Genomic DNA, 22,506 nt, shown 5'->3' with positions numbered 1-22,506 from the left:
AACTAATTTAAAGAAAGAACCTAATAAATCAAAATTTGCCGAACTCACTGCGGACAGCTAATGCCTTAGTACGTAGAGAGTTTGCCAGAAACTTCCCGAGGCGAGCAACCGTCAAAAAACTTGCAAATCCAGCAAATCAGCCAAACACGTCGTGAAAATGGCTATTGTCTTGCTAGGATAATTGGTTGACGCTCTCGGGCAGGTCGATCGACCTCACGGGAATTTTTCACGGCCGTTAAGATAAAATACCTAACTCTCGCCTGTGGGAGATCTAATCTCCATAGAGAAAAATCTGGGGGTGAGATAATGCCCTTCAGCAATTTTATAAATTTTGAGGCTTGTAAGCTATGATGCCCTCCGCTAAACTACTCAATTCCCGAATATTCAAAGGATTATCGCTGCTGTTGCCCCTCACTCTGGCAGGCGCGATCGCCTCTCCCACCTACCCGCAAGCCGGGCCGCCCCGCACTCTCAGCGTGCGATCGGACATTCAAGAAGCCGACTCCAAAACCGGCATCGTGACAGCCCGCGGCAACGTCCAAATCAACTATCCAGCCCGCCAAATACAAGCAACTGCGGCTCAAGCTCAATATTTCAGCCGCGAGCGCCGGATCATTCTCAGCGGAGATGTTTACGTATTGCAGCAGGGCAACAGCCTGCGCGGCGAAACCATAACATACCTCATCGACGAAGGGCGGTTTATTGCCCTGCCAGACAACCCAGGACAGGTAGAATCTGTTTATTTGGTTGCCCCGGAACAAGATGCGGCAGCTCAAAATGCAGTTGGCTCCCCACGTCCAACTACAGCCCCCCGGTAACAGTGGATCGCAGCAGCGAAATTTCGCCTCAGCCAAAACATACTACTTGGGATAGATGCGAAATTTCGTCTTTATAAAAGTCACAAACTTGAAAAGGTAAAATTTAAATTAGAGAGTTGATCGCACAAAGCTGCAGTCTGAAATTGAGCTTGTAGAGGTTGCCGGGAGCGAAAATGAAAATTGTACTCGAAAATATTCACAAGTCCTACGGAAAACGCAATGTAGTCAGCCGCGTCAACCTGTCAGTAGCCCAAGGAGAAATCGTAGGATTGCTAGGCCCCAACGGTGCCGGCAAAACCACAACATTTTACATAGCAACCGGATTAGAAAAACCAAATCAAGGCACCGTTTGGCTAAACGATTTAGACATCACTAAATTGGCGATGCACCAGCGAGCACATTTGGGAATTGGCTATCTCGCTCAAGAAGCAAGCATTTTCCGAAACATGAGCGTGCGGGACAACATTTTGTTAGTCCTAGAACAAACTCAAGTGCCACGCTGGGAATGGCGCGAGCGAGTCGATTTCCTATTGCAAGAATTTCGCTTAGAAAAAATAGCATCTAGTTTGGGAATTCAAATATCAGGGGGAGAAAGGCGGCGGACTGAACTGGCCAGAGCCTTAGCCGCAGGGCGAGACGGGCCCATGTTTCTATTTTTAGACGAACCGTTTGCAGGCGTCGATCCGATCGCAGTAGACGAAATTCAAACCATTATTGCTAAACTGCGCGATCGTAAAATCGGCATCCTCATCACCGATCACAACGTCCGAGAAACCCTCGAAATTACCGATCGAGCCTACATCATGCGAGACGGCCAAATTTTAGCCTCCGGGGCTGAAGAAGAACTCTACAGCAACCCTTTAGTGCGACAGTATTACTTAGGTGACAACTTCGTGCGATAGTCTTTTGAAGGCATTCGGCAAACGGTAGAATTTTAGATTTGAGATGTTAGATTGAGGAGCAAACTGCAAAAATCCCAAACTATGAAAATAGCAATATCCAATTCTTTGAATCCCATCAACTGGCTGCCGAGAATTTCCGTAATGGACTGGTACATTACCAAAGAACTAATCGGCCCATTTTTATTTGGCGTCGGACTCTTTACATCCGTCGCCGTCACAGTTGGAGCCTTATTTGAATTAGTCCGCAGAGTAGCAGAATCCGGCCTCCCCTACGGCGCAGCCATAGAAATTTTTCTCCTGCAAATTCCCTACTTCGTAGTATTGGCTTTCCCCATGTCAATGCTGCTAGCAACCTTAATGGCTTACAGCCGAATGTCCAGCGACAGCGAACTCATCGCCCTCCGCAGTTGCGGAGTTAGCGTTTACCGATTGATACTGCCTGCTGTGATCATGAGTTTAATTGTTGCAGGATTAACCTTTGGTTTGCAAGAGTTAGTTGTACCCGCCGCCAGCTACAGAGCAACTCTGACTTTAGACAGAGCCCTGAAGCGAGAAAAACCGACATTTCAAGATAGAAATATTATCTACACAGAATTTCGCAAACCAGAAAAAGGCGGCGACGAAATCCTCGCCCGCTTTTTTTATGCAGAACAATTTGACGGCCAGCAAATGAAAGGTTTAACAATTATCGATCGCTCCACCCCAGGCCTCAATCAAATCGTTTCTTCAGAATCCGCTACTTGGAATGCCTCAGAAAATACCTGGGATTTTTTCAACGGAACCGCTTATATAGTAGCTCCTGATGGCTCTTACCGCAATATAGTTAGGTTTCAACACCAGCAGTTGCAACTGCCCCGCACGCCCTTAGATTTAGCTGCGAGAGCGCGGGATTTCAAGGAAATGAACATTGCCCAAGCTTTAGAGCGTTTGGATATCCTTAAAAACAGTGGCGACGAACCGCAAATTCGCAAATTAAAGGTGCGAATTCAAGAAAAATATGCTTTTCCTTTCGTGTGCATGGTATTTGGTTTAGTGGGAGCTGCTTTGGGAACTCAACCGCGCCGCTCCGGTCGAGGAACGAGTTTTGGTATTAGCGTAGTTGTGATTTTTACTTACTACGTATTTTCTTTCATCACCAGTTCTATGGGCGTGAAAGCTGTTTTGACTCCGATTCTTTCGGCTTGGCTGCCCATCGTGTTTGGTTTGGGAATCGGGGGATTGTTGTTGGTGCGGGCTGCCGCTAGGTAAGTTTTACCAATAACATTGGGAATTGGGAATTGGGAATTGATAATATCGTTTTCGTGGCCGAACTTCCATCATTTAAGGATTAGAAAAAGTATTGATTTCGCCACCGCCAATGTAGCGTCCCGGAGCCAGGGAGCCTGGTGTAGCAAAAGTTTGAGGTTGAATGGGCTGCACGCCCTGATTGGTATTTTGGGGAACAACTCCAAAGTTAGGCTGCTGTGGTAAATTAAGCTGACTCGGTGGAGGTGTTTGAAATTGAGAATTCGCTGAATTGGGAGAGAATTGAGGGTTAATTATCTTGCTTCCCCCAATCCCATTCGGAAAGGGAGATGGACTGACATTCGGAAGTAGAGGTGTTGGCGAAGGTATGGCTACTGGAAGTGCCACAGGTTGAACTTCAGTTGCGAAGCCGGAACCAGATAAATCAGTTTGGTAGGGATTTTTCGGCAAAGCCACCGGTGCAGCCCCTGCATTAATTTCGGGGAGGTTCGGCACTCTGGAATTTAACCCCGCCAATGATTCAGCGACTGTAGCTGTCGGTTTTAAGAATTCTTGAGATTCCTTGCTCACAGTATTTGTCGGAGTCACAAGGGGGGGAAGTGCTGTGGGAACATTCACAGGATTGGCTCCACTTTGAGCTGTAGCGGTCGTTGGGAGCAAATTTGTCGCATTTCCTGCAGCAGGATCGGAAGCCGGTCGATCGAGCAATGTAGCCTCGTCTGCTGTTTTCTCACCTGAAGCCGCCGTTGCCGAAGTGTTAGCAACGACGTATTTTTTCATAGCTGCTTGCAGCGGACTCAAAGGCAGAGAATTTTCGTTTTGTTTATCTGAATTAGCATCATTCGACGCCTGCGATAAAGTTGCTGTCGCTGTACCCCCAGACTCAGGCTTAATCGTTTTTATCCCAGAAGTTAGTCTCCCGCTGCTAGATAAACTCAACGGTGATGTTGCGTTTGAACTTGGCAAGCTGGAATTTTGGGGGTTATTGTTTCCCGCCTCGACAGCAGGATTTGCTAAATTTGGCAAGGAGAAAAATCCGCTGCTTCCTACCTGCTTGGGTGCTGAAGATGGCTGAGGAGTTTCTAAGTCCCGATCTCGAAGTTCCTCGAATAAACCTTTGCTTTTTACTACTGATGAATTTAACAAGTTCAGTTCAGAAGCAGTAGATCCATTAAACTGATTGACTAGCACTGGTGAGCTGTCGATTTCAGCGGCAATGGCGGTATCTTCAGCAGATAGTCCCGATAGCGAAGCTGGAGTGTTTGAGGCTGGTTCTTCTTCGCCATCTATACTCAACCTTTCTGGATTTACAGAGACCTCCCAGATAAATAATCCCCCTGCACACAGCACGGCTAAGGGAGCCCAAACCGCCGGTTGCGTCCAGTGGCGCAACCGCGCTATTAGATAGCGGACTGATGTAGGAAATCGCTTAAAAATTGACATAGTTTTGCTTCCTTCCGAGCGTGCGGATTTAAAACTATTTTTCCTAGTCTACCACATCAATCTTGATTATTTTTGCTATGTCGGCGTAAGTGCGATCGGGAGCATCTCGGTTTGGCTTTTACTGTCGGTGTGCGATCGTCCGGCTGGCTATATTTATAGACTTTGCTGTGTGGGACGGATCCGAGTCCCAAAAAACGCTTTTTACTTTCTGCACAGATGCTCCGAGTACGATCGAACTTTTGATTGAAAGTTGCGACAGCTCAATGCAACCGGTGAAAATCCATAAAGCACTGGTAGAAATAAGTCTTGCTTTCCTTAAATCAAGGGGCATAACATGATAAAATCTTATGGGATGCGGTGCGCGGCCTGCCGGGTCTGTCAGCCGATCGACCTCAAACCAAAATGTCAAGGTAAAATTGGCAATTGGTGAGAACAACACCCAAGTAAAGTTGAGAGGAAATTAATGAAAAAAGTAGTTGAAGTATTAGCAAATCGGGAACAACTAATAGATCGATCGCTGGAGATTGTGCTGTCGAAAATCTCAGAAGCCATAGCAGAACGCGGACTTTGTACGATCGCCGCAGCGGGCGGAAGCACACCAGAACCCCTATACAGATCGATCGCAGCCCAAGACCTGGCTTGGGACAAAATTCACGTTTTCTGGGGCGACGAACGCTACGTTCCCCCAGAACACCCAGACAGCAATCAAAAAATGGCGCGCCTCGCGTGGCTCGATCGAGTGAATATCCCCGCCAGCAACATCCACCCCATGCCCACAGGCGCCGGCGACCCCGCAGCCGACGCAGCAGCGCACCAAACCGAATTGCAGCAGTTCTTCAAAGTATCCGACGGCGAGTTTCCTGCCTTCGACATCATTTTATTGGGCATAGGAGACGACGCCCACACAGCCTCTCTATTTCCCGGCACAGCAGCCTTGGAAGTCCGGGATGCCCTAGTAACTGTCGGCAACAAAGACGGTCAACCCCGCATTACCTTTACAGTCCCCTTAATCAACCGGGCCCGGTGCGTCATCTTCATGGTCGCAGGAGCCAGCAAACAACCCGCCCTTGCTCAAATTTTTGCCCCCGCAGCCGACGAAATGACTTATCCAGCCAGACTCGTTCAACCAGAGGGCGAGCTTTGGTGGCTCCTCGATGCGGCGGCTGGCGCAGCAGTAAAATAGCCCATAGAGTCGCAAGCGTGCCAACACAGTCAGCATTATCACTAACTCAATCTTGCCCATCACAGCTAACGTCACGGCGTCAGCTCAGTTGCTAGTATTAGAAGCAATATAAGAATTGTGGCGGTTAAAGTTAAAATTTGACCATATACACGACGAGTATTTTTATGAGGCTGATTTGAAAATCTGGCCGATAGCAAGGAGAAATCGATGATTGTCTGTCCCAATTGCAATCACCAGAACCCCGACGGGGCCAGCCAGTGTGAGGCTTGCTACACGCCTTTACCTGTTACCGCAAGTTGCTCGAACTGCGGTGCAGCAGTTCAGACAGATGCAGCATTTTGCGGTCAGTGTGGCTTTAACTTGCGTCCGGGTTCCATAGTTCCAGAAGTTGAGGTGACAGTACCGTCCCCCTCGCCTGTAGGCCCCACAGTGGTATCGTCACCGGCGCCCGATTTAGTGCCACCCGATCCCTTGATGGCAATGGAACCTCTAGTTACCCTGAATAAGGGGCTCAACTTGGAAAAAACTCCCGCCAGCATTCCGACGATTCCAGATCCCCCGCCTTTGCCCTCGGTTCCTGTTACAACTGAATCGGTGGCAACACCAGTAACTATCTCTCCTCCGGTTCCGGGCCTACAGCCAGCAGGTGTAGCTAAAACTCAACTGCAACAGCAGTCGGCGCGCCTGCTACACGTTCAGACAAATACCCCGATGGAATTGCCTCACAGTCTGGCTGTGGTTCACATAGGCAAGCCAAATGACTTAGTACCCCCGGATATTGATGTTTCGGGATTTGCTAATTCTGAGATAGTTTCTCGGGTACACGCAAATCTCCGGGTGGAGGGAGATGCTTGCTACCTAGAAGATGTAGGCAGTTCCAACGGCACTTACGTCAACAATACTCCGCTACCCAAGGGAAACCGCCACCGGTTGCGACCGGGAGACCGCATCTCTCTGGGCAAAGGAGACCTGGTTACGTTTTTATTTCAAATCTCTTAGAGCGAGTTTGGATTGGGCGATCGAAAGTCTAAAATCTAAAATCGCATCTTGAGGCGCTCTACCAAAACTCAATGCTGCCAATGTGATTAAGCTGACCTTGCTACATCCACTCCAGTCTATACCCGTCCGCAGTTGGATCTTTGAAGACGAGCAGGTCGTGCGGATCGGGCGCTCGACCGAAAACCACGTCGTTCTTTTTAGCGCTGTGGTTTCTCGTCGCCACATCGAATTGCGGCGCAGCGGCATAACTTGGGAACTGATCAATTTAGGTACCAACGGCACTTACCTCGATGGTAAGCCGATCGCTAAGGTTCCCATTGTGGACGGTCTGATCGTTCACTTGGCTCGCTCTGGGCCGAAAATTCAAATCAACGTAGGCCCGAATCAATCCTCCGTCCAGTTAGGACTTCTTGGCGTCAAGCCCAGGGAGGCTAAGGAAATTCACGCTCCCTCGGCCGGCGTGCACATGAGCACGATTCCCGTTCCCGACCACAAAGAAGTTGGCACTTCCAGGGAAGAGGACGAGTTAACCCAGGCAGATAATAATCGCCATTATTCGGAAGAAGAATATTAAATCGGCTTCTTTGGACGATCGACATTTTTCAAAGGCGGCACTCAGGAGTTTATTTATGAGTACATCACCACAGATTGTTAGGCGCAGCGAACTGCAGGGCCGCCGCACCATCGACCGCAGAACGGCGGAAGAGGTCGGCAGGGTAGATCGGGTTTGGCTCGATGCTCACTCCCAACGGGCGATCGGCTTTACTTGCAAGTCGGGACTTTTGGGGAGCAAAAAAACTTGGTTCGCTTGGGCGCAAGTAGATACGGTGGGGGAAAATGTTTTTGTCACCATTAACCCGGAACTGCCGGAACTTCATCAGCCGGAACAAGCTGTTTGTCCGATCGGGCTTGAGGTGCTCACGGACGCTGGAAATAAGGCAGGTGCAGTGGTTGACTACCTATTTGATGTCCGCACGGGTTCAGTCACCAACTACCTATTTAAATCGAGCGGCTGGCGCGGTGTTTTAGACGACATTTACTTGTTACCTGTGGCAGCTATTTCGACCATCGGCAGCAAGCGGGCGATCGTCTCTGAAGCTGCTGTATCGGAGCCAGTGCAGTACGCGGAGGGACTGCACAAAAAAGTCGGTCTGGTAGCAGAGTTTTTACATGAAGATTTCGACAGAACTCTCAAAAATGTGGCAGGTGTGAAGCGGGGCGCTCAAAGTCTGGCGGAAAAATTCCAAGATAAAGCTCTCGAAGTCAGGGATGTAGCTCAAGAAAAAGTTGCAGAGTTGAAGCGGCAAAGGCAAGAATCTGTCCCGCCAGATCCGAATCCGGAGCCGCCTGAGTCAGATTTGAGCTGAAGTTTGGCCTTCCCGCTCGCCGGGGGACTAATTGCCGAGCGCATTTGGGGGCCGCGCGCGAGGAAGGTCGATCGGTATTTTCGCTATGAGAGATTGATGCCTTGTCGCTCAAAATTCCAGTGCTGCTCAAAGCATTGTATTTTAAAGGTATTGCATCAATAAGGAAAATGTTAGCAACTCAAAATGACCTATGCTGTTTGATACAACTCACATCTTGCACTATTCTCAAGAACAGGCATCTTGCCTGTTCCACAAAGAGTGAATTTTCTTGTGAAACAGGCAAGATCCCGCTCCCTAAACAAGTAATTGAGAATGGTGCAATATCTCAGATACAATCCACAAGTATTTTATCTAGACACCCCAGGATTAATAATTGGTTAACTTCTTTCTTTATAAACAGCAAGTCGTTGAGCAGTGACTCTCGCCCGACCGAGAACTCGAATCAGCGGTGCAACCAGCGCGGGTCTGAGTTAAATTCTCTGGTTCATCAGCGGCAAAAGGATTATTTAGCCGATAGAATTGAGCGACTCACCCATCGGCAGAATCGCTCCCTCACAGACCAAATTAATCAAGCGGTTAAAACCGCTGTCCATTACTGGGAAGTTCACCCGATTTATCACATCGTGTTTGGTTGTTACCGAGTACCGCAAAAATTTGCCCCTGCGCCAAAAGCTAACCCTCAAAAGTTGCTTCAAATACCTCAAGCAGCCAAAAGTTCGACTTTTAGGGCAGATAGGGGGAATAGTGGTCCACTGACGACGCCTTTAAAAAGCAAATTTTTTGCAGTTTTCTCCCAAAAAATCTCTCTGGAAGTATCCCCGTTGCTGTCTGGCGGTGGAGTGTCAAAACATCAGTGATTACCTTAACTCTTTTACATCCTATCCAGTCTGTCCCAGTTCAAAGTTGGTGTTTTGAATCAGAACCGGTGGTTCGGATCGGTCGATCGAACGACAATGATGTAATTATTTACAGCGCTGTAGTTTCCCGCCACCACGTAGAACTGTGGAATCACGCTAATGGCTGGGAAATTATTAATTTTGGTGCTAACGGCACTTATGTAGATGATAGACCGATCGCTCAGGTGTCCGTTGTGGACGGGATGACAATTCGCTTGGGCAATTCTGGGCCAAAAATCAGGATTCGGGTGGGCGCAATGAATCAACCGGGCAAAATAATCAAGCCACCGCAGCGCGAATTTCGCCAAAAGGACGAAGTTTCAAAAGACAAGTCAACTCCTTTGCCGGGGGGCGTGGGAATCATCGAAGACGATGAACTTGGAGGGATCACTCAAATCGATCTTGACTGAGCGGCAGCTATCTATCCCTGCTGGCTCGTTCCGACAAATATCCCGATGTCCAAATCGAGCGTCTAAGTAATACTGTGGTAAGTTGCCTGATTTGTGCCTAAATATCCCTATACATTAATTAACAGCTTCTTTAGTAGGATTTCAGCCTTCTAAAGATAAGATAGGGGGGATCTCGATCGATCTTAGTTCACTTTCGCTGCTTGCCCAGCGGCGGTAATCTAAGAGCAACTGGTGCATCAACCGCTGTTTGACGCTCAGCAGTACGCTCTTGAGCAAAGCATTCCCCGTTGCTTCTAAAATGGGTTTGGGCGTCAGCCAAAACGGCGGCGGTAATTCTACTTGCACTTCCAAATCCGCTTTTCCCCTCAAGTATGCTACCCCGCTGCTTTGGTGTACACAAAGCTTTCCTTTGAGATTGAGAGCAAAGCGATCGTTTATATAACCCACGCCACGAATTTCGCAGGCGACGGACTCCAAATTGATTGTGCCATCCGACTGGGCCCACACCCTCATGTCTACTGTGGGTTGAATGCTCAGCATCATAAATTGTAACGGTCGCATTTTTAAGCGGAAACAGTCCTCGCTTAGCTGTTGTGTGCGACTTTGATCGACAAGGGCGTTCACCAGTCGCCTCGGCTGACGCAGATAATGTTGAATGGGAACCCGTTCCTCTGGTACGGCGAGCTCAACGGATTGGGAAGAATTAAAGCGGGTATACATGAGAAAATATCAAAATATAGGATTCCTAAGCATATCTTAATAAACTATCACCTTTTTTTGGGTGACATAAGTCGCGTCCTAAGTCGTGTACCCAGCAATGTCATCCGAGAAATCACTGATAAAAGCTTTCGGGACATCGCTAATTTTTCATCATACTTCCTAGCTGATGAGAGTAAAGCAAACATTTGTAACCTAAAATTGCCTGTAAATGAAAATTTCGTTAGCGAAGCCCTCGAAGAGGATCGCACATCTCGGCCCTGTTGGTACAAATGCAGAAACAGCGGCTCTAGCTTATGTCAATTGGTTGAGCCTGGAAACTAACTTGGAATGCACCCTGTGTCCTTATTCCACCATTTCTCAAGCGCTAGAGGCATCTGCCGTAGGGCAGGTTGATTATTCAGTTGTGCCCGTCGAAAATTCGATCGAAGGCAGCGTGACTGTCACCTTAGATACACTGTGGCGACTCGATCAACTCCGCATTCAACACGCCTTAGTTTTGCCAATTTCCCACGCCCTAGTGTCTAATGCTAAAAATTTTAACGAGATTAAAAAAGTTTACTCTCACCCGCAAGCGCTAGCTCAGTGTCAGGTATGGTTGGGGCAGTTTATTCCCTCAGCCCAATTAATTCCGGCGAATTCAACCACGGAAGCATTGCAATATCTGGAAGATACAAATGTAGCAGCGATATCTTCGCCAAGAGCTGCTGAACTTTACCATTTGCCAGTGTTAGCTCACCCCATTAATGATTATCCCGATAATTACACTCGATTTTGGGTACTCAGTAGGAGTGGTGGAGAAATCGCCAACGTAGAACCAGGGGATCACTCATCCCTTAAATCCATTACACAATCTGCTTCTAAGTTGATCCTCGATGCTTCATCGTCTAATTGCACCCATACCTCACTAGCTTTCAGCGTACCTGCCAATATGCCGGGAGCACTGGTAAAACCTTTGCAAGTATTTGCCAGTCGCGGTATTAATTTAAGTCGGATTGAATCTAGACCGACTAAACGATCGCTCGGAGAATATATTTTCTTTATGGACGTTGAGGCTAACGCCTGCGAAGCATTTGTTCGATCGGCACTCGAAGAATTAAAAAATCACACCGAAACTTTAAAAATATTTGGTTGCTACAATGTACTGTCAGTAGTATAATTTATTTTTAAGTAAAACTTAGGAGGCTGGCGAGATGAATGCTGATGAACTTCTCAAGCGATACGCAGCCGGAGAAAGAAATTTTCATGAAACCAACTTGAAAGAGGCTTTTTTGCGAGAAGCTTTCCTAATTCATATTAATCTAGCCTGTGCAAATCTGAAGGAAATCAATTTTGCTTTGGCGAACTTAAGGGGGGCAAACTTAATAGCTGCCAAGCTAAAGAATGCTTGCCTAGTGATGACCAGCCTAAATGGGGCTAACCTAAGCGGAGCCGATCTAACTTTCGCAAGATTAACAGGAGCTGACCTGATTGAAGCAAACTTGGAAAACGCCAACTTGAGCGACACCAAAATGATTGGTGTTAATTTGAGCGGAGCAAACTTGGAAAACGCCAACTTGATGGAGGCGAACCTCCTAGATGCTTGTTTGGACAAGACAAACCTTGAAAAAGCCAATCTCAGCGACGCTAAACTGCGGGGAGTGAGTCTCAGAAGAGCAAACTTGAGAAACGCTTTTTTGTGTGAAAGTAACCTTGAGGGCGCTGATTTGAGCGGTGCTGATTTGAGCGGTGCTAATTTGAGCGGGGCATTTTTATGCGGTGCTAATCTGGAGGGAGCTAAGCTAGATGAGGCAAATTTAAGTGGGGCAATACATTTTTGCGTCAGACAAGTTTGAACTCACGGAATATATAACAGAATAATCCGACAATTAAGGACTAAAAAATATACTATTGACTTGGCTGAAAGTGAAGTCTATTTGCTGCTGTACCTTAGCAAAATGAAGCTGCATCTTGAGGATCTCTTTCTTGGAATTAGCTTGAGCAATCTTACTTTCCAAAGCCAGCAAGTTGCGATTGAGAGTTTCTACTCGCACAGTTTGGTAGTCTAAGTCAATTTTTAGTTCTGCTGCCCGATCAACTTGAACCTGCTGGCGAACCACGGCGAGGCGGATTGAATTCTTATCCTGTGTCTGAAGAGCTAGCAAAGCTCGCTGCTGCCACTGGTGGGCTTGAGATTCAGCTTGATTGTACAGCCACTGAATCCGCAGTTGGGCGGAAATCGCACTGCCAACAGCCTGACGCAGTTCTTTGAGAGGTTCCTGAATTTCTAAGATTAATAGTTCCCAAAGATTCATCAGTTCGGTGGTAAATTCTTCCCGTTCAACAGAGGCTACCAGTGCTTCTAATAGCAACAAATTTGGTTGCATTTGCTGCGTAATTGTCTCAAATATTAACTGTGCTTCGGACATTTGCCGATCGTAATTTTTTTCGGAGACTGCACCGGATGAGTGCTTTAATATTTTTTCGGTGCTGTCTACCTCAGCTTCTGCATCTGAACTTGAAGCTACAAAGGCCTGTAATTTTTCGCGGGCGATCGAATTCAGCCTTTGTCGAAGCAAATCGCAGGCCGCCCGCTGCACTCGCCCTGTTTCGCTTTGACAAATCTTGATGACTATTTTTAAGCCGGCATCGCCGTAATTCAATGTCTCTCTCAGGGCGGCGATTCGATGTTCTTTGACAGAACTAGACAGCCGATGTTTAACTCCTGCTAGTCCGCCGAGCACTACACCGCCCACAGGAGGTGGTAGTTGACCGCCTCTAACTGCATCGTATGGTTTCGGTTGGTCGTGATTTTCTAACACAAGCATTTACTGCTATAAGGAACCTATCCGAACCTGTTTGAAGTTAAGAATTAAACAGATACCTGTTCCAAAAAAGAATGGAACTGTAGGCAATCTCCAAACCCTTAGTTCAATAACTCATTCCCCATCGAAAATCGAAAATCGAAAATCGAATGATTTTTGTGTAATTATTTCTTCAATGCAGGTCAAACCGATCGTGCTTTTTCCTAGGCAAATTGGCTACTTGAGGGTATCTTTAAGTACAGTCCTCGCTGCCAAGTGATTGCGAGTAGAAGTCAAAATTTCGGTTTCGCGTTCCAATCTCGCAGCAGTATCTTGCAATTCTAAAAGAGTTTGCTGTTCTGTCGCTGCACCGTAAAGGTAGCTGGCTACCCAGTAGGACAATTCTGTAGGCAAACTGGGAATGTCTTCGGGCAGGTCGATCGGCTGATCCATCAATTTGCTGGAGAGGCGAACTACATCTCTCAGCAGTTGTTCGACATCTTTTCCCAAAGGTCTGAGGTCTTGTTGCGGGGGTGCGTCTTCGATCCATTCTACTAGACCGACTAAATAGGGTTTTTCCCGAACGGCGTCGAGGACTCGGAACCGCTGCTGGCCGAGAGTCATAATTTTCATGCGATCGTCGGGCAGGCGCTGACAGTGAATCACTTCGGCGCAACAGCCAACTGCAGAGACTTTGTTTTGGTTGGGGTCCCACATGAGCACACCGAAACGCCGATCGCCCTCCAGAATCGTATTCATCATGATTCGATAGCGAAACTCGAAGATTTGCAGTGGGAGTGGCCTACCTGGAAATAGAACCACTTCCGGCAACGGAAATAAGGGGAGTTCGCGAACTGCTACAGAGGAAGAGGATGCCATTGTCGCTCAAAAGTGACGGTACTTGCGCTTATTTTTCTTACTTTAACTGATTAAAGGCAATTCCGGGGCAGGAGCGATCGGGCTTTTGCGCTGGCAACGGGATCGACTGCTCGCTATCTCCGGTGCTGGCAGCTTGACAAAGGCGTTATTTCGTCAAAATGTTAAATATACCTTTTTGCTAAACTCAGTGCTGCGGAAGGCGATGATAGCGACTGCTAAAGGAGGGTTTTTGTAGTGATACCCCCTTAATTAAGAATAATTATTTAAGTTAGTGCCGGAGCCAAAATTATTGCTGATTAATAACTAATAACTCATATAGCCACTGCCAAGACGGTTAGGACGTTGTTAATGGCTGAAACGATTGATTTTCTTCCTTCTTCCTTCTTCCTTCTTCCTTCTTCCTTCTTCCTTCTTTCTTCTTCCTTCTTCCTTCTTCCTTCTTCCTTCTGCTATAACTAATGACTAGGGAAATTTCAACAAAAAGAAGGAACAATTTATTTAATCTTTGTTCCTTCTTTTCAAGTTTTCGATAAGTCAATCTACAGCTTGACTTCGATATCTACGCCGGCGGGCAAATCCAGTTTCATCAAAGCGTCAATTGTTTTTGCCGATGGCTGGTGAATGTCGATAATCCGGCGGTGCGTGCGGGTTTCAAAGTGTTCGCGAGAATCTTTGTCTACGTGGGGCGATCGCAGCAAGCAGTAAATCCGTCGTTTTGTCGGTAGGGGAATCGGGCCGATCGCTGTGGCTGCTGTCCGATTTGCTGTATCTACAATCTTTTCGCAGGATGCGTCTAGAATTCGGCGATCGAAAGCTTTGAGGCGGATGCGAATTTTTTGTTGTTGAATTGTTGCCATTTTTGTTTCTTGAATTTTCGAGGTTCAGTTTATTTTTAGTCATTAGTCATTAGTCATCAGTCATTTGTTATTTGTTATCTGTTATTGAACATTTAACCCATAACTACTAACAACTGGCCACTAACCTATAACTACTCACTACTCACTAAATAGCAGAAAAGCCTATTGACATTTGGCGGCTTTTCTGCTATTTAAGCTGTTATGCGAGTCCTACTTGAGGATTTTGGAAACAACGCCGGCGCCGACGGTGCGGCCGCCTTCGCGGATAGCGAAGCGCATTCCTTGTTCGATCGCGATCGGGTGAATCAACTCAACAGTCATTTTGATCCGGTCACCTGGCATCACCATTTCTGCTTCACTACCGTCATCAGCGGTGAATTGTGCGATCGTGCCGGTCACGTCAGTGGTACGGACGTAGAATTGAGGGCGATAGCCAGAGAAAAAGGGCGTGTGCCGGCCGCCTTCTTCCTTCTTCAGGATGTACACTTCAGATTCAAACTGAGTGTGAGGCATGATGCTTTTCGGCTTGGCAATCACCATTCCGCGCTCAATATCCGCCTTTAAAATCCCCCGTAGCAGTAGACCAACGTTGTCGCCGGCCAAACCTTCTTCCAGAGACTTGGTGAACATTTCTACACCAGTCACTGTAGTGCTGCGAGTGTCCTTAAGACCCACCAATTCGACTGTTTCGCCGACTTTGATAGTTCCACGTTCGATCCGGCCTGTGGCGACAGTACCCCGACCAGTAATCGAGAATACGTCTTCAACTGCCATCAAGAAAGGCTTGTCAACTTCGCGTTCTGGGGTGGGGATGTAAGCATCTACTTCTTCCATCAGCTTGTAGATTTTGTCAACCCACTCATTTTCGCCCTTGACAGTCTTGGGATTAGCAAGCATCGCTTCGAGAGCTTTCAATCCCGAACCTGTGACGATGGGGATGTCATCGCCCGGAAAATCGTAAGAGCTCAAAAGTTCGCGAACTTCCAGTTCTACCAATTCCAACAGTTCAGCATCATCCACCATGTCTTCTTTGTTCAAGAAGACAACCAAGCTGGGAACGCCAACTTGCTTAGCTAGCAGGATGTGTTCGCGAGTTTGAGGCATGGGGCCGTCTGCTGCTGACACTACTAGGATGCCGCCGTCCATTTGAGCTGCACCGGTGATCATGTTTTTCACATAGTCAGCGTGTCCGGGACAATCTACGTGGGCATAGTGCCGACCTGTGGTTTCGTATTCCACGTGAGCAGTATTAATCGTAATACCCCGTGCTTTTTCTTCAGGCGCAGCGTCGATGTCGGCGTAGTTCTTAGCCTTTGCTTGACCTAGTGCAGAGAGAGTCATCGTAATCGCGGCGGTCAAAGTTGTTTTGCCGTGGTCAACGTGACCGATCGTGCCGATGTTTACGTGGGGCTTATTCCGTTCAAATTTTGCGCGTGCCATTCTTGATCTGTTCCTTGTTTCTTTTAGCGATTTTAGACTTGAGATTTTAGATTCTAGACTTTGGATTCAATCCAAAATCCAAAATCTAAAATCCAAAATCATTAGTTCCCTTTGTTCTTAGCGATAATGGCTTCAGCCACGTTTCGCGGCACTTCTTCGTAATGGCTGAATTCCATTGTGAAGATGCCTCGACCTTGGGTTTTCGAGCGGATGTCGGTGGCGTAACCAAACATTTCTGCTAGTGGAACTTTTACAGAAACTTTGGCTATCCCCTGATCCGTCTCTTGACCTTCGATCTGACCCCGACGCGAGTTGAGGTCTCCGATGACGTTCCCGATGTAATCTTCGGGAACTTCCACCTCTACTTTCATCATAGGCTCTAGCAGCACTGGAGACGCCTTCATCACGGCTTCTTTGATCGCCATTGAACCGGCGATCTTAAATGCCATTTCTGAGGAGTCTACATCGTGGAAAGACCCGTCTACCATAGTAGCTTTGAGGTCAATCACGGGATATCCTGCTACAATACCTGATTCGCACGCTTCTTTCATCCCTTGTTCTGCTGGGCCGATGTACTCTTTGGGTACAGTGCCACCAACAATTTTGGAGACAAATTCAAAGCCGCTTCCGACTTCGGTGGGTTCTAGTTCGATCACGACGTGACCGTACTGACCTTTACCGCCGCTTTGGCGGATAAATTTACCTTCGGCGCGGACGGATTTGCGAATGGTTTCACGGTAGGCTACTTGTGGCTGACCCACGTTCGCTTCTACTTTGAATTCCCGCAGCATCCTGTCTACCAGGATTTCCAGGTGCAGTTCGCCCATGCCGGCGATGACTGTCTGGTTGGTTTCTGGGTCAACGTTGACTCGGAAGGTGGGGTCTTCTTCCGAGAGCGACTGGAGGGCTTTGGAGAGCTTCTCCATGTCTTGTTTGGTTTTGGGTTCGACAGCCACCGAGATAACTGGCTCTGGTATAAACAGAGATTCCAGAATCACTGGCGCTCCTTCTTCGCAGAGGGTGTCGCCTGTGAAGGTGTCTTTCAAACCCAAGGCTGCTCCCAAGTCTCCGGCGCGCAGTTCCTCAACTTCTATCCGATCGTCCGCTTTGAGTACAATTAGGCGAGAAACCCGCTCTTTTTTGTCTTTGGTGGAGTTCAGGACATAGGTTCCTTTTTTGAGGATACCGGAGTAGACGCGAACAAAGGTCAGGCGGCCGTAGGGGTCAGCCATGATTTTGAATGCCAGAGCTGACAGCGGGGCGTTGTCGTCGGCAAACCGCTCTGCTGTGTCGCCGTTGGGTAGGAGTCCTTGAATTGGAGGGACTTCCAAGGGCGACGGCAGATAGTCGATGACTGCATCCAACAACAACTGAACGCCTTTGTTTTTGAAGGCCGAACCGCACAACATGGGGACGATCGTACCTTCGACAGTGCCATGACGCAGGGCCAAGCGGATTTCGTCTTCCGTTAACTCTTCGCCTTCGAGGTATTTCTCCGTGAGGGCGTCGTTGGTTTCTGCTACCGACTCGATCAGCTTGGTGCGGTATTCTACGGCTAGATCCTTTACTTCATCGGGGATTTCTACTTCCTCGATGTCGGTTCCCGTGTCGTTGTTGTAGATATAGGCTTTCATGTGCACTAAGTCTACAATTCCCCGGAAGTTTTCTTCACTGCCGATCGGGATTTGGATGGGTACGGCGTTCGCTCTCATGCGATCGCGAATTTGGCCGTAGACTTTGTAGAAGTTTGCCCCCATCCGATCCATTTTATTGACGAACACGATCCTCGGTACTTTGTACCGATCAGCCTGTCGCCAAACTGTTTCGGATTGCGGCTGCACTCCCCCTACCGAGCAGAACACTGCGATCACTCCGTCGAGCACTCGCATCGAGCGTTCGACTTCGATCGTGAAGTCTACGTGTCCGGGAGTGTCGATGATGTTGATTTTGTAATCTTTCCAACTGGTGGTGATAGCAGCGGCAGTAATCGTAATTCCCCGCTCCCGCTCTTGCTCCATCCAGTCAGTGACTGCTGTTCCCTCGTGCACTTCACCCATTTTGTGAACCATGCCTGAATAGAACAGAATTCTTTCAGTTGTTGTTGTTTTGCCCGCGTCTATGTGGGCTGCGATGCCGATGTTGCGAGTTTTTTCTAGCGGGACGGTACGTGCCACAGCTACCTCCTTAATCTTGTGTTGCTGTTATAATACTATTATACTACACAGTAACCCTATTTTGCACTCCCCAGTGACTTACAAAAGTCTCTGGAGCTTATTGTTACATTTTAATATTTTTTGCAAGATTTGTTTACAAAAATATTAAGGATGCGACATGGAGGATTCAGAGAGTGCATGAATTTTGAGTGCATGAATTTTGATTTTGAGAGTTTTGAGTTTGCTTCACCAATCGCAACTGCGCCAAGAGAAGCAATCTCAACACTCAAAACTTATTACACTTTCCAATTTCTCACCCGATGCTTTTATACCGCACGATCGCGCTCTTCTCCATGCCAGTTGTTGCAGTTAGTAGCGGTAGTGAGCAAAAGCCTTGTTAGCTTCAGCCATCCTGTGAGTTTCTTCGCGCTTGCGAATAGCACTCCCTGTTTCGTTAGCTGCATCCATCAGTTCGTTGGCTAGCTTGGCGGCCATCGAGCGGCCGGTGCGGGCGCGGGCAAATCTGATCAGCCAGCGGAGGGCGAGGGTTGTACCGCGATCGGAACGCACTTCCATTGGCACTTGGTAGGTGGCGCCACCTACCCGGCGGGCTTTGACTTCGACCAGGGGTGTCGCGTTTTTGACTGCTTTTTCAAACAAGTCTAACGGTTCAGCCCCTGTGCGTTCTTGGATGGTTTTGAGGGCGTCGTAGACGATGCTGGAGGCAACGGATTTTTTGCCGTGCTGCATGATCCGTCTCACCATCATGCTTACCAACCGGCTGTTGTAGGTTGGATCTGGTGGAACTGGACGTTTTTGAATAACTGTGCGGCGAGACATAGTTCTATTTGGGATTTTTGATTTTGAATGATTGAGTTTGGGGTTTTGGGATCACATTTCGATTTATGACGATCGAGCGTGCAATTGAGCGGCGCGATCGGATTTATTTTTGCTTCCCAACCCCGACGATCGGGCGAGTTCCGTGTTATTTTTTCTCTTTAGGACGCTTGGCCCCGTATTTGGAACGACCCTGCTTGCGGTCTTTCACCCCAGCGGTGTCTAATGTACCCCGAATGATGTGGTATCTAACTCCGGGCAAATCTTTTACCCGACCGCCCCGGATCATTACTACCGAGTGTTCTTGCAAGTTGTGACCGATCCCTGGGATGTAGGCGGTGACTTCAAAACCAGAGGTCAGCCGTACCCGAGCCACCTTCCGCAGCGCCGAGTTGGGTTTTTTCGGGGTGGTCGTGTACACTCTGGTGCAAACTCCGCGGCGCTGCGGGCAACTCTTGAGAGCTGGCGATTTGGTTTTTTTCTGCGTTTGTTCCCGTGCTGAACGGATGAGTTGCTGAATAGTGGGCATGAGTTACGGCATTTCTAGCTTTTTGCTGAATATAGTGATTTGGCTGTATCCGCACTGAAAGTCCCTTCCCCTCTGGGGGGACGGGATGAATGAAAATAATTATGGGTAAGTGAGGATACCAGACTCTGTATTGTACACGACGCGTGTTTCTTTGGCAAGAAATTTGCGCGACCCGCGCTCAAACTTCCTTCCTTGCTGCAAGTTGGGAGGGGGCGAGCGCAACGGGAGAATGGTATGTGACATCCTATAATTTAGGCGCAACTATGATGATTGTCACAGCCGTCAGCAAAATTTATGACGATCGCAATATCGCGCTTTTGCGATCGAATTACCATTGTGAGGAGAGGCGCATTAACTCCAGCCTGGGATCGCATCACAGTCTATAGCCGATCTACATCACATAAAGTTATCTAAAATTACCGGACAATAAGAAATATACATTGAGTTGACAGCAGATGACAACCAAAGCTTATATTCCTGAATATACAATTTCCGAACTTTACTTGAACATTTGGAAATCCGGTAAGATCGATCGCACTGTGTTCCAGCAAATTCAATACGCAATTAATTCTCACAGTTTAAAAAGTTCAGAGGATCGAAAAATTGTTAGCAGGCTGCTGTATGCAGTACGGCGGGGATGGGTGTCAGTGATGGACTGAGTTGCTTCGGAGTTTTGAGTCAGGGCGCGAGATTGCTTCGTAAGTCCCCGGGCGTAGCTGCGTCAATGAGTTTTGAGATTGCTACCCACTTGCCATCCACAGATCACAACACACACGGGGTGCAGGAGTTGTGAGCTAAAATCTCATCCATAAAATTTAGAGGACTCCCAAATAGATGCACCCCTGTGGAAAGGCAATATTAAGGTAAAAGGATAGGGTATGTTTAATTCTACAGAACTTCTGATCGAGGCTTTCATCGAACAACTTCAGAACGGTTACAGCCGCACTTACGGAGGCTACAAATCAGACTATGCTGACATTATTGCCTGGGTGGGGGCAATGGCGTTAGAAAACATCGCCAACAGCGACGCTCTTTATCACAATGTAGAACACGCCATTTGCATTAGCTTAGTCGGTCAAGAAATCTTGCGGGGAAAACACATTCGCAAGGGCGGAGTTTCCTGCGAAGATTGGCTGCACTTCATCATTTCTTTGCTGTGCCAAGACATCGGATATGTCAAAGGAGTTTGCCGGCAAGACCAAGAATCAGAAGGATTATATGCTACAGGAAAAGATGGCATGAGAATTGCACTTGCTCCCGGTGCAACGGCGGCCAGCCTAGCTCCTTACCGAGTTGACAGAGCTAAATTGTTCATTGACGAGCGCTTCGGCAACCACAAGCTAATTAATGCTGAGATAATTAAGCAGAACATAGAACAGACTCGTTTCTCGGTGCTTGACGGTAACACAGACGAGGATGCAGTTAATTACTCTAGTTTAGTGCGCGGTGCTGACTTGATAGGTCAGCTCAGCAACCCGCAATATTTGCAGAAAATTGGCGCGCTGTTTTACGAGTTAGAAGAAAGCGGTGCTACTAAAGTTTTGGGCTATCGACATCCGGGCGACTTGCTGCAAAGCTACTCTAAGTTTTACTGGAGCGGTATTTATCCTCACATCAGTGAATCTCTCGGTTACTTGCAGTTGACGCAGGAAGGCAAACAGATTGTTGCTAGTTTGTACGCTAACATATTTCGGATGGAACACCAACGTTGCGATTCTTCTGAGGTTGCTTAATTGCAAAAGTGAATTCAGCAGTCAGCCGTCAGTTGTCAGTTGTCATTGGTTATTTTTAGGTGCTAATAACTAACAGCTCATAACGAATAAAAAAGCACAAATCACCAATTACCACCAATTACCAAGTGCCGAAGTTTATTTGATTCAACTCAACTAATTTCCTCCTTCATTTCCGAATGATATCTGGGACACAACCAATTGCTGGGTACCAAAGAAGGCCATCCCTCCCGTAGCGCTTCCAAACAAACAGCTCGCACAGTTAACTGACAGTCAAGCAGTTCTACCCCAGCTTTTTCAACTTGCTTTTTGCCAATTTTTAAAATAGATTCATCGCTAAATTCAAAGGTTTTGTGACACTGAATGCAAACCAGATGGTGGTGGTGGTGCAATTCGGGAAAATTCAGTTCGTAATGTTTGTGTCCTTCTGCTAATTCTAGTTCACGCAAAATTCCTATTCTTGCTAATAAATGCAGCGTTCGGTAGACAGTAGACAAGCCTATTCGTTCTCCTTTATTCTGCAAAGTCTTGTATAATTCTTCCGCACTTAAATGATTGCCTTGTGGCAGATTTTGAAAAACACTCAAAATAGTTTCTCGCTGGGGAGTCAGGCGGCAGCCTCTTTGGTTGAGTTCGACTTTGAGTGAGTTAGCACTGTATAAATTCATGTCGGAAAAAATAAAAAAGTTGAACGAGGATTGTCATGGATTATCTGTTATTTATTCGTGCTATTTTTTAGATGCTCCTAAAGTATATTTTCCGTGAGAATCCATGTAAATTTAGACTCCAATAGGGTATAGACTCCCGCCCAGAAGACGATGAGGCCGGCGTGGGCGACGTGGATACGGAGCAAACGGCCCGAAAGGTTGATTAAGCCGGCGTTGCCGACCCACCAGGGAAATGATTTTCCTTCGGCTGGGAAGGATTTTGCCATGCTGGTCACGGCGATTTACCTCTTGAGAAAGATGCCAGGGGGGTTTTAAGCGATCGCAGGTTATTGATATAGATAATCAACAATTTTAGTATTTTAGTCAAGGGGTATTTGAGAAAAATTTTCACTGATTTGAGTTCTGGTATGTAAATCAGTAGGAAAAAACATCGTTTTATCACGATTATGACTGTTTTTGGCGCTTGAGCGGAGTTTGGCCTCTCGTTAGCAAAAATAACAGCTAAAGGAATACCTCTAAATTTATTGATAAATAATATTATTAAGGAGTATTATGGCTAGAGTATTGTTTAAGTAGGGCTTGCCGAAAAAGCCTAAAACCTTTACAGAGAAAGACTTTGACTGGTTTGAACGCTCCGCGTGTGCAAGCTT

The 22,506-nt window shown here is 47.3% G+C and carries 24 protein-coding genes and 1 pseudogene; 12 read left to right on the top strand and 13 right to left on the bottom strand.

The genetic code is table 11. From position 1 onward, the window contains the following. Window positions 1–347 precede the first annotated feature (347 nt). The 3 genes from QUA88_RS01405 (at window position 348) to QUA88_RS01395 (ending at window position 2,968) form a co-directional block, all read left to right on the top strand. On the top strand, window positions 348–818 hold the full coding sequence (locus QUA88_RS01405; RefSeq protein ID WP_172186331.1) for an LptA/OstA family protein: 471 nt from the start codon (window positions 348–350) through the stop codon (window positions 816–818). 173 nt (window positions 819–991) lie between these two features. Then, window positions 992–1,720 (top strand): LPS export ABC transporter ATP-binding protein, encoded by a 729-nt coding sequence (lptB, locus tag QUA88_RS01400; protein ID WP_333034782.1) that lies wholly within the window; start codon window positions 992–994, stop codon window positions 1,718–1,720. 81 nt (window positions 1,721–1,801) lie between these two features. Continuing rightward, entirely contained in the window at window positions 1,802–2,968 is a 1,167-nt protein-coding gene (locus tag QUA88_RS01395) for an LptF/LptG family permease (RefSeq protein WP_333269841.1), read from the top strand. A gap of 72 nt (window positions 2,969–3,040) precedes the next feature. Here the strand turns inward: QUA88_RS01395 and QUA88_RS01390 are convergent, their stop codons facing one another. Continuing rightward, window positions 3,041–4,408, bottom strand: a complete 1,368-nt coding sequence (locus tag QUA88_RS01390; RefSeq protein WP_333058236.1) for a hypothetical protein — start codon at window positions 4,406–4,408, stop codon at window positions 3,041–3,043. Between the two features lie 463 nt (window positions 4,409–4,871). On the opposite strand from QUA88_RS01390, the gene pgl reads away from it, so the two are divergent. The 5 genes from pgl (at window position 4,872) to QUA88_RS01365 (ending at window position 9,263) form a co-directional block, all read left to right on the top strand. Continuing rightward, complete coding sequence (gene pgl, locus QUA88_RS01385; RefSeq protein WP_333269838.1) at window positions 4,872–5,591, top strand: 6-phosphogluconolactonase; 720 nt, start codon at window positions 4,872–4,874, stop codon at window positions 5,589–5,591. A gap of 207 nt (window positions 5,592–5,798) precedes the next feature. Beyond that, window positions 5,799–6,590 (top strand): FHA domain-containing protein, encoded by a 792-nt coding sequence (locus QUA88_RS01380; protein ID WP_333081242.1) that lies wholly within the window; start codon window positions 5,799–5,801, stop codon window positions 6,588–6,590. A gap of 82 nt (window positions 6,591–6,672) precedes the next feature. Further along, entirely contained in the window at window positions 6,673–7,164 is a 492-nt protein-coding gene (locus QUA88_RS01375; protein WP_333058233.1) for an FHA domain-containing protein, read from the top strand. A gap of 55 nt (window positions 7,165–7,219) precedes the next feature. After that, a complete protein-coding gene (locus tag QUA88_RS01370; protein ID WP_333226425.1) occupies window positions 7,220–7,957 on the top strand; it encodes a PRC-barrel domain-containing protein in 738 nt (245 codons plus the stop codon). Between the two features lie 853 nt (window positions 7,958–8,810). Beyond that, window positions 8,811–9,263, top strand: coding sequence for an FHA domain-containing protein (locus QUA88_RS01365; protein ID WP_333058231.1), 453 nt, complete (start codon window positions 8,811–8,813; stop codon window positions 9,261–9,263). A gap of 141 nt (window positions 9,264–9,404) precedes the next feature. On the opposite strand, the gene QUA88_RS01360 is transcribed toward QUA88_RS01365, so the two are convergent. Then, on the bottom strand, window positions 9,405–9,983 hold the full coding sequence (locus QUA88_RS01360) for a DUF1997 domain-containing protein (RefSeq protein WP_333058229.1): 579 nt from the start codon (window positions 9,981–9,983) through the stop codon (window positions 9,405–9,407). A 208-nt stretch (window positions 9,984–10,191) separates the two neighbouring features. On the opposite strand from QUA88_RS01360, the gene pheA reads away from it, so the two are divergent. Next, window positions 10,192–11,139, top strand: a complete 948-nt coding sequence (gene pheA / locus QUA88_RS01355) for a prephenate dehydratase (RefSeq protein ID WP_333058228.1) — start codon at window positions 10,192–10,194, stop codon at window positions 11,137–11,139. 34 nt (window positions 11,140–11,173) lie between these two features. After that, window positions 11,174–11,815 (top strand): pentapeptide repeat-containing protein, encoded by a 642-nt coding sequence (locus QUA88_RS01350; protein ID WP_333058227.1) that lies wholly within the window; start codon window positions 11,174–11,176, stop codon window positions 11,813–11,815. Window positions 11,816–11,848: 33 nt separating this feature from the next. Here the strand turns inward: QUA88_RS01350 and QUA88_RS01345 are convergent, their stop codons facing one another. The 9 genes from QUA88_RS01345 to QUA88_RS01305 all read right to left on the bottom strand — a co-directional run bounded on the left by QUA88_RS01345 (window position 11,849) and on the right by QUA88_RS01305 (window position 19,835). Continuing rightward, window positions 11,849–12,787 (bottom strand): PspA/IM30 family protein, encoded by a 939-nt coding sequence (locus tag QUA88_RS01345; RefSeq protein ID WP_333058226.1) that lies wholly within the window; start codon window positions 12,785–12,787, stop codon window positions 11,849–11,851. Window positions 12,788–13,000: 213 nt separating this feature from the next. Further along, window positions 13,001–13,642, bottom strand: coding sequence for an LON peptidase substrate-binding domain-containing protein (locus tag QUA88_RS01340; protein ID WP_015174045.1), 642 nt, complete (start codon window positions 13,640–13,642; stop codon window positions 13,001–13,003). A gap of 334 nt (window positions 13,643–13,976) precedes the next feature. After that, window positions 13,977–14,180 carry a hypothetical protein gene (locus QUA88_RS01335; RefSeq protein WP_333058225.1) on the bottom strand — a complete coding sequence of 68 codons (204 nt, stop codon included), beginning with the start codon at window positions 14,178–14,180 and terminating at the stop codon, window positions 13,977–13,979. A gap of 1 nt (window position 14,181) precedes the next feature. Further along, entirely contained in the window at window positions 14,182–14,499 is a 318-nt protein-coding gene (gene rpsJ / locus QUA88_RS01330) for a 30S ribosomal protein S10 (protein ID WP_006632193.1), read from the bottom strand. A gap of 210 nt (window positions 14,500–14,709) precedes the next feature. Beyond that, window positions 14,710–15,939 (bottom strand): elongation factor Tu, encoded by a 1,230-nt coding sequence (gene tuf / locus QUA88_RS01325; RefSeq protein WP_190660866.1) that lies wholly within the window; start codon window positions 15,937–15,939, stop codon window positions 14,710–14,712. Between the two features lie 101 nt (window positions 15,940–16,040). Continuing rightward, window positions 16,041–18,113 (bottom strand): elongation factor G, encoded by a 2,073-nt coding sequence (fusA, locus tag QUA88_RS01320; RefSeq protein ID WP_333058224.1) that lies wholly within the window; start codon window positions 18,111–18,113, stop codon window positions 16,041–16,043. 348 nt (window positions 18,114–18,461) lie between these two features. Then, entirely contained in the window at window positions 18,462–18,932 is a 471-nt protein-coding gene (gene rpsG / locus QUA88_RS01315; RefSeq protein ID WP_006632196.1) for a 30S ribosomal protein S7, read from the bottom strand. Between the two features lie 145 nt (window positions 18,933–19,077). Further along, entirely contained in the window at window positions 19,078–19,458 is a 381-nt protein-coding gene (gene rpsL / locus QUA88_RS01310; protein WP_006632197.1) for a 30S ribosomal protein S12, read from the bottom strand. A 251-nt stretch (window positions 19,459–19,709) separates the two neighbouring features. After that, the gene (locus QUA88_RS01305; protein WP_333058223.1) at window positions 19,710–19,835 is read right to left on the bottom strand and encodes a hypothetical protein; all 126 of its coding nucleotides are present in this window, start codon (window positions 19,833–19,835) and stop codon (window positions 19,710–19,712) included. Window positions 19,836–19,913: 78 nt separating this feature from the next. On the opposite strand from QUA88_RS01305, the gene QUA88_RS01300 reads away from it, so the two are divergent. Then, the gene (locus QUA88_RS01300) at window positions 19,914–20,117 is read left to right on the top strand and encodes a hypothetical protein (RefSeq protein ID WP_333058222.1); all 204 of its coding nucleotides are present in this window, start codon (window positions 19,914–19,916) and stop codon (window positions 20,115–20,117) included. Between the two features lie 219 nt (window positions 20,118–20,336). Further along, window positions 20,337–21,191, top strand: a complete 855-nt coding sequence (locus tag QUA88_RS01295) for an Npun_R2479 family HD domain-containing metalloprotein (RefSeq protein WP_333058221.1) — start codon at window positions 20,337–20,339, stop codon at window positions 21,189–21,191. A gap of 149 nt (window positions 21,192–21,340) precedes the next feature. Here QUA88_RS01295 and QUA88_RS01290 read toward each other — a convergent pair whose 3' ends face one another. Further along, window positions 21,341–21,856: a transcriptional repressor gene (locus tag QUA88_RS01290; RefSeq protein ID WP_333058220.1), complete on the bottom strand. Its 516-nt coding sequence runs from the start codon at window positions 21,854–21,856 to the stop codon at window positions 21,341–21,343. A 116-nt stretch (window positions 21,857–21,972) separates the two neighbouring features. Further along, a pseudogene (locus QUA88_RS01285) lies at window positions 21,973–22,122 on the bottom strand (chlorophyll a/b binding light-harvesting protein); the annotation flags it as partial. Window positions 22,123–22,506: the final 384 nt, after the last annotated feature.

This window comes from Microcoleus sp. D3_18_C2, assembly GCF_036702395.1.
Lineage (GTDB): Bacteria > Cyanobacteriota > Cyanobacteriia > Cyanobacteriales > Microcoleaceae > Microcoleus.
Note: the sequence above shows the minus strand (reverse complement) of the source record. Positions and strands in the feature narration are given on the sequence as shown.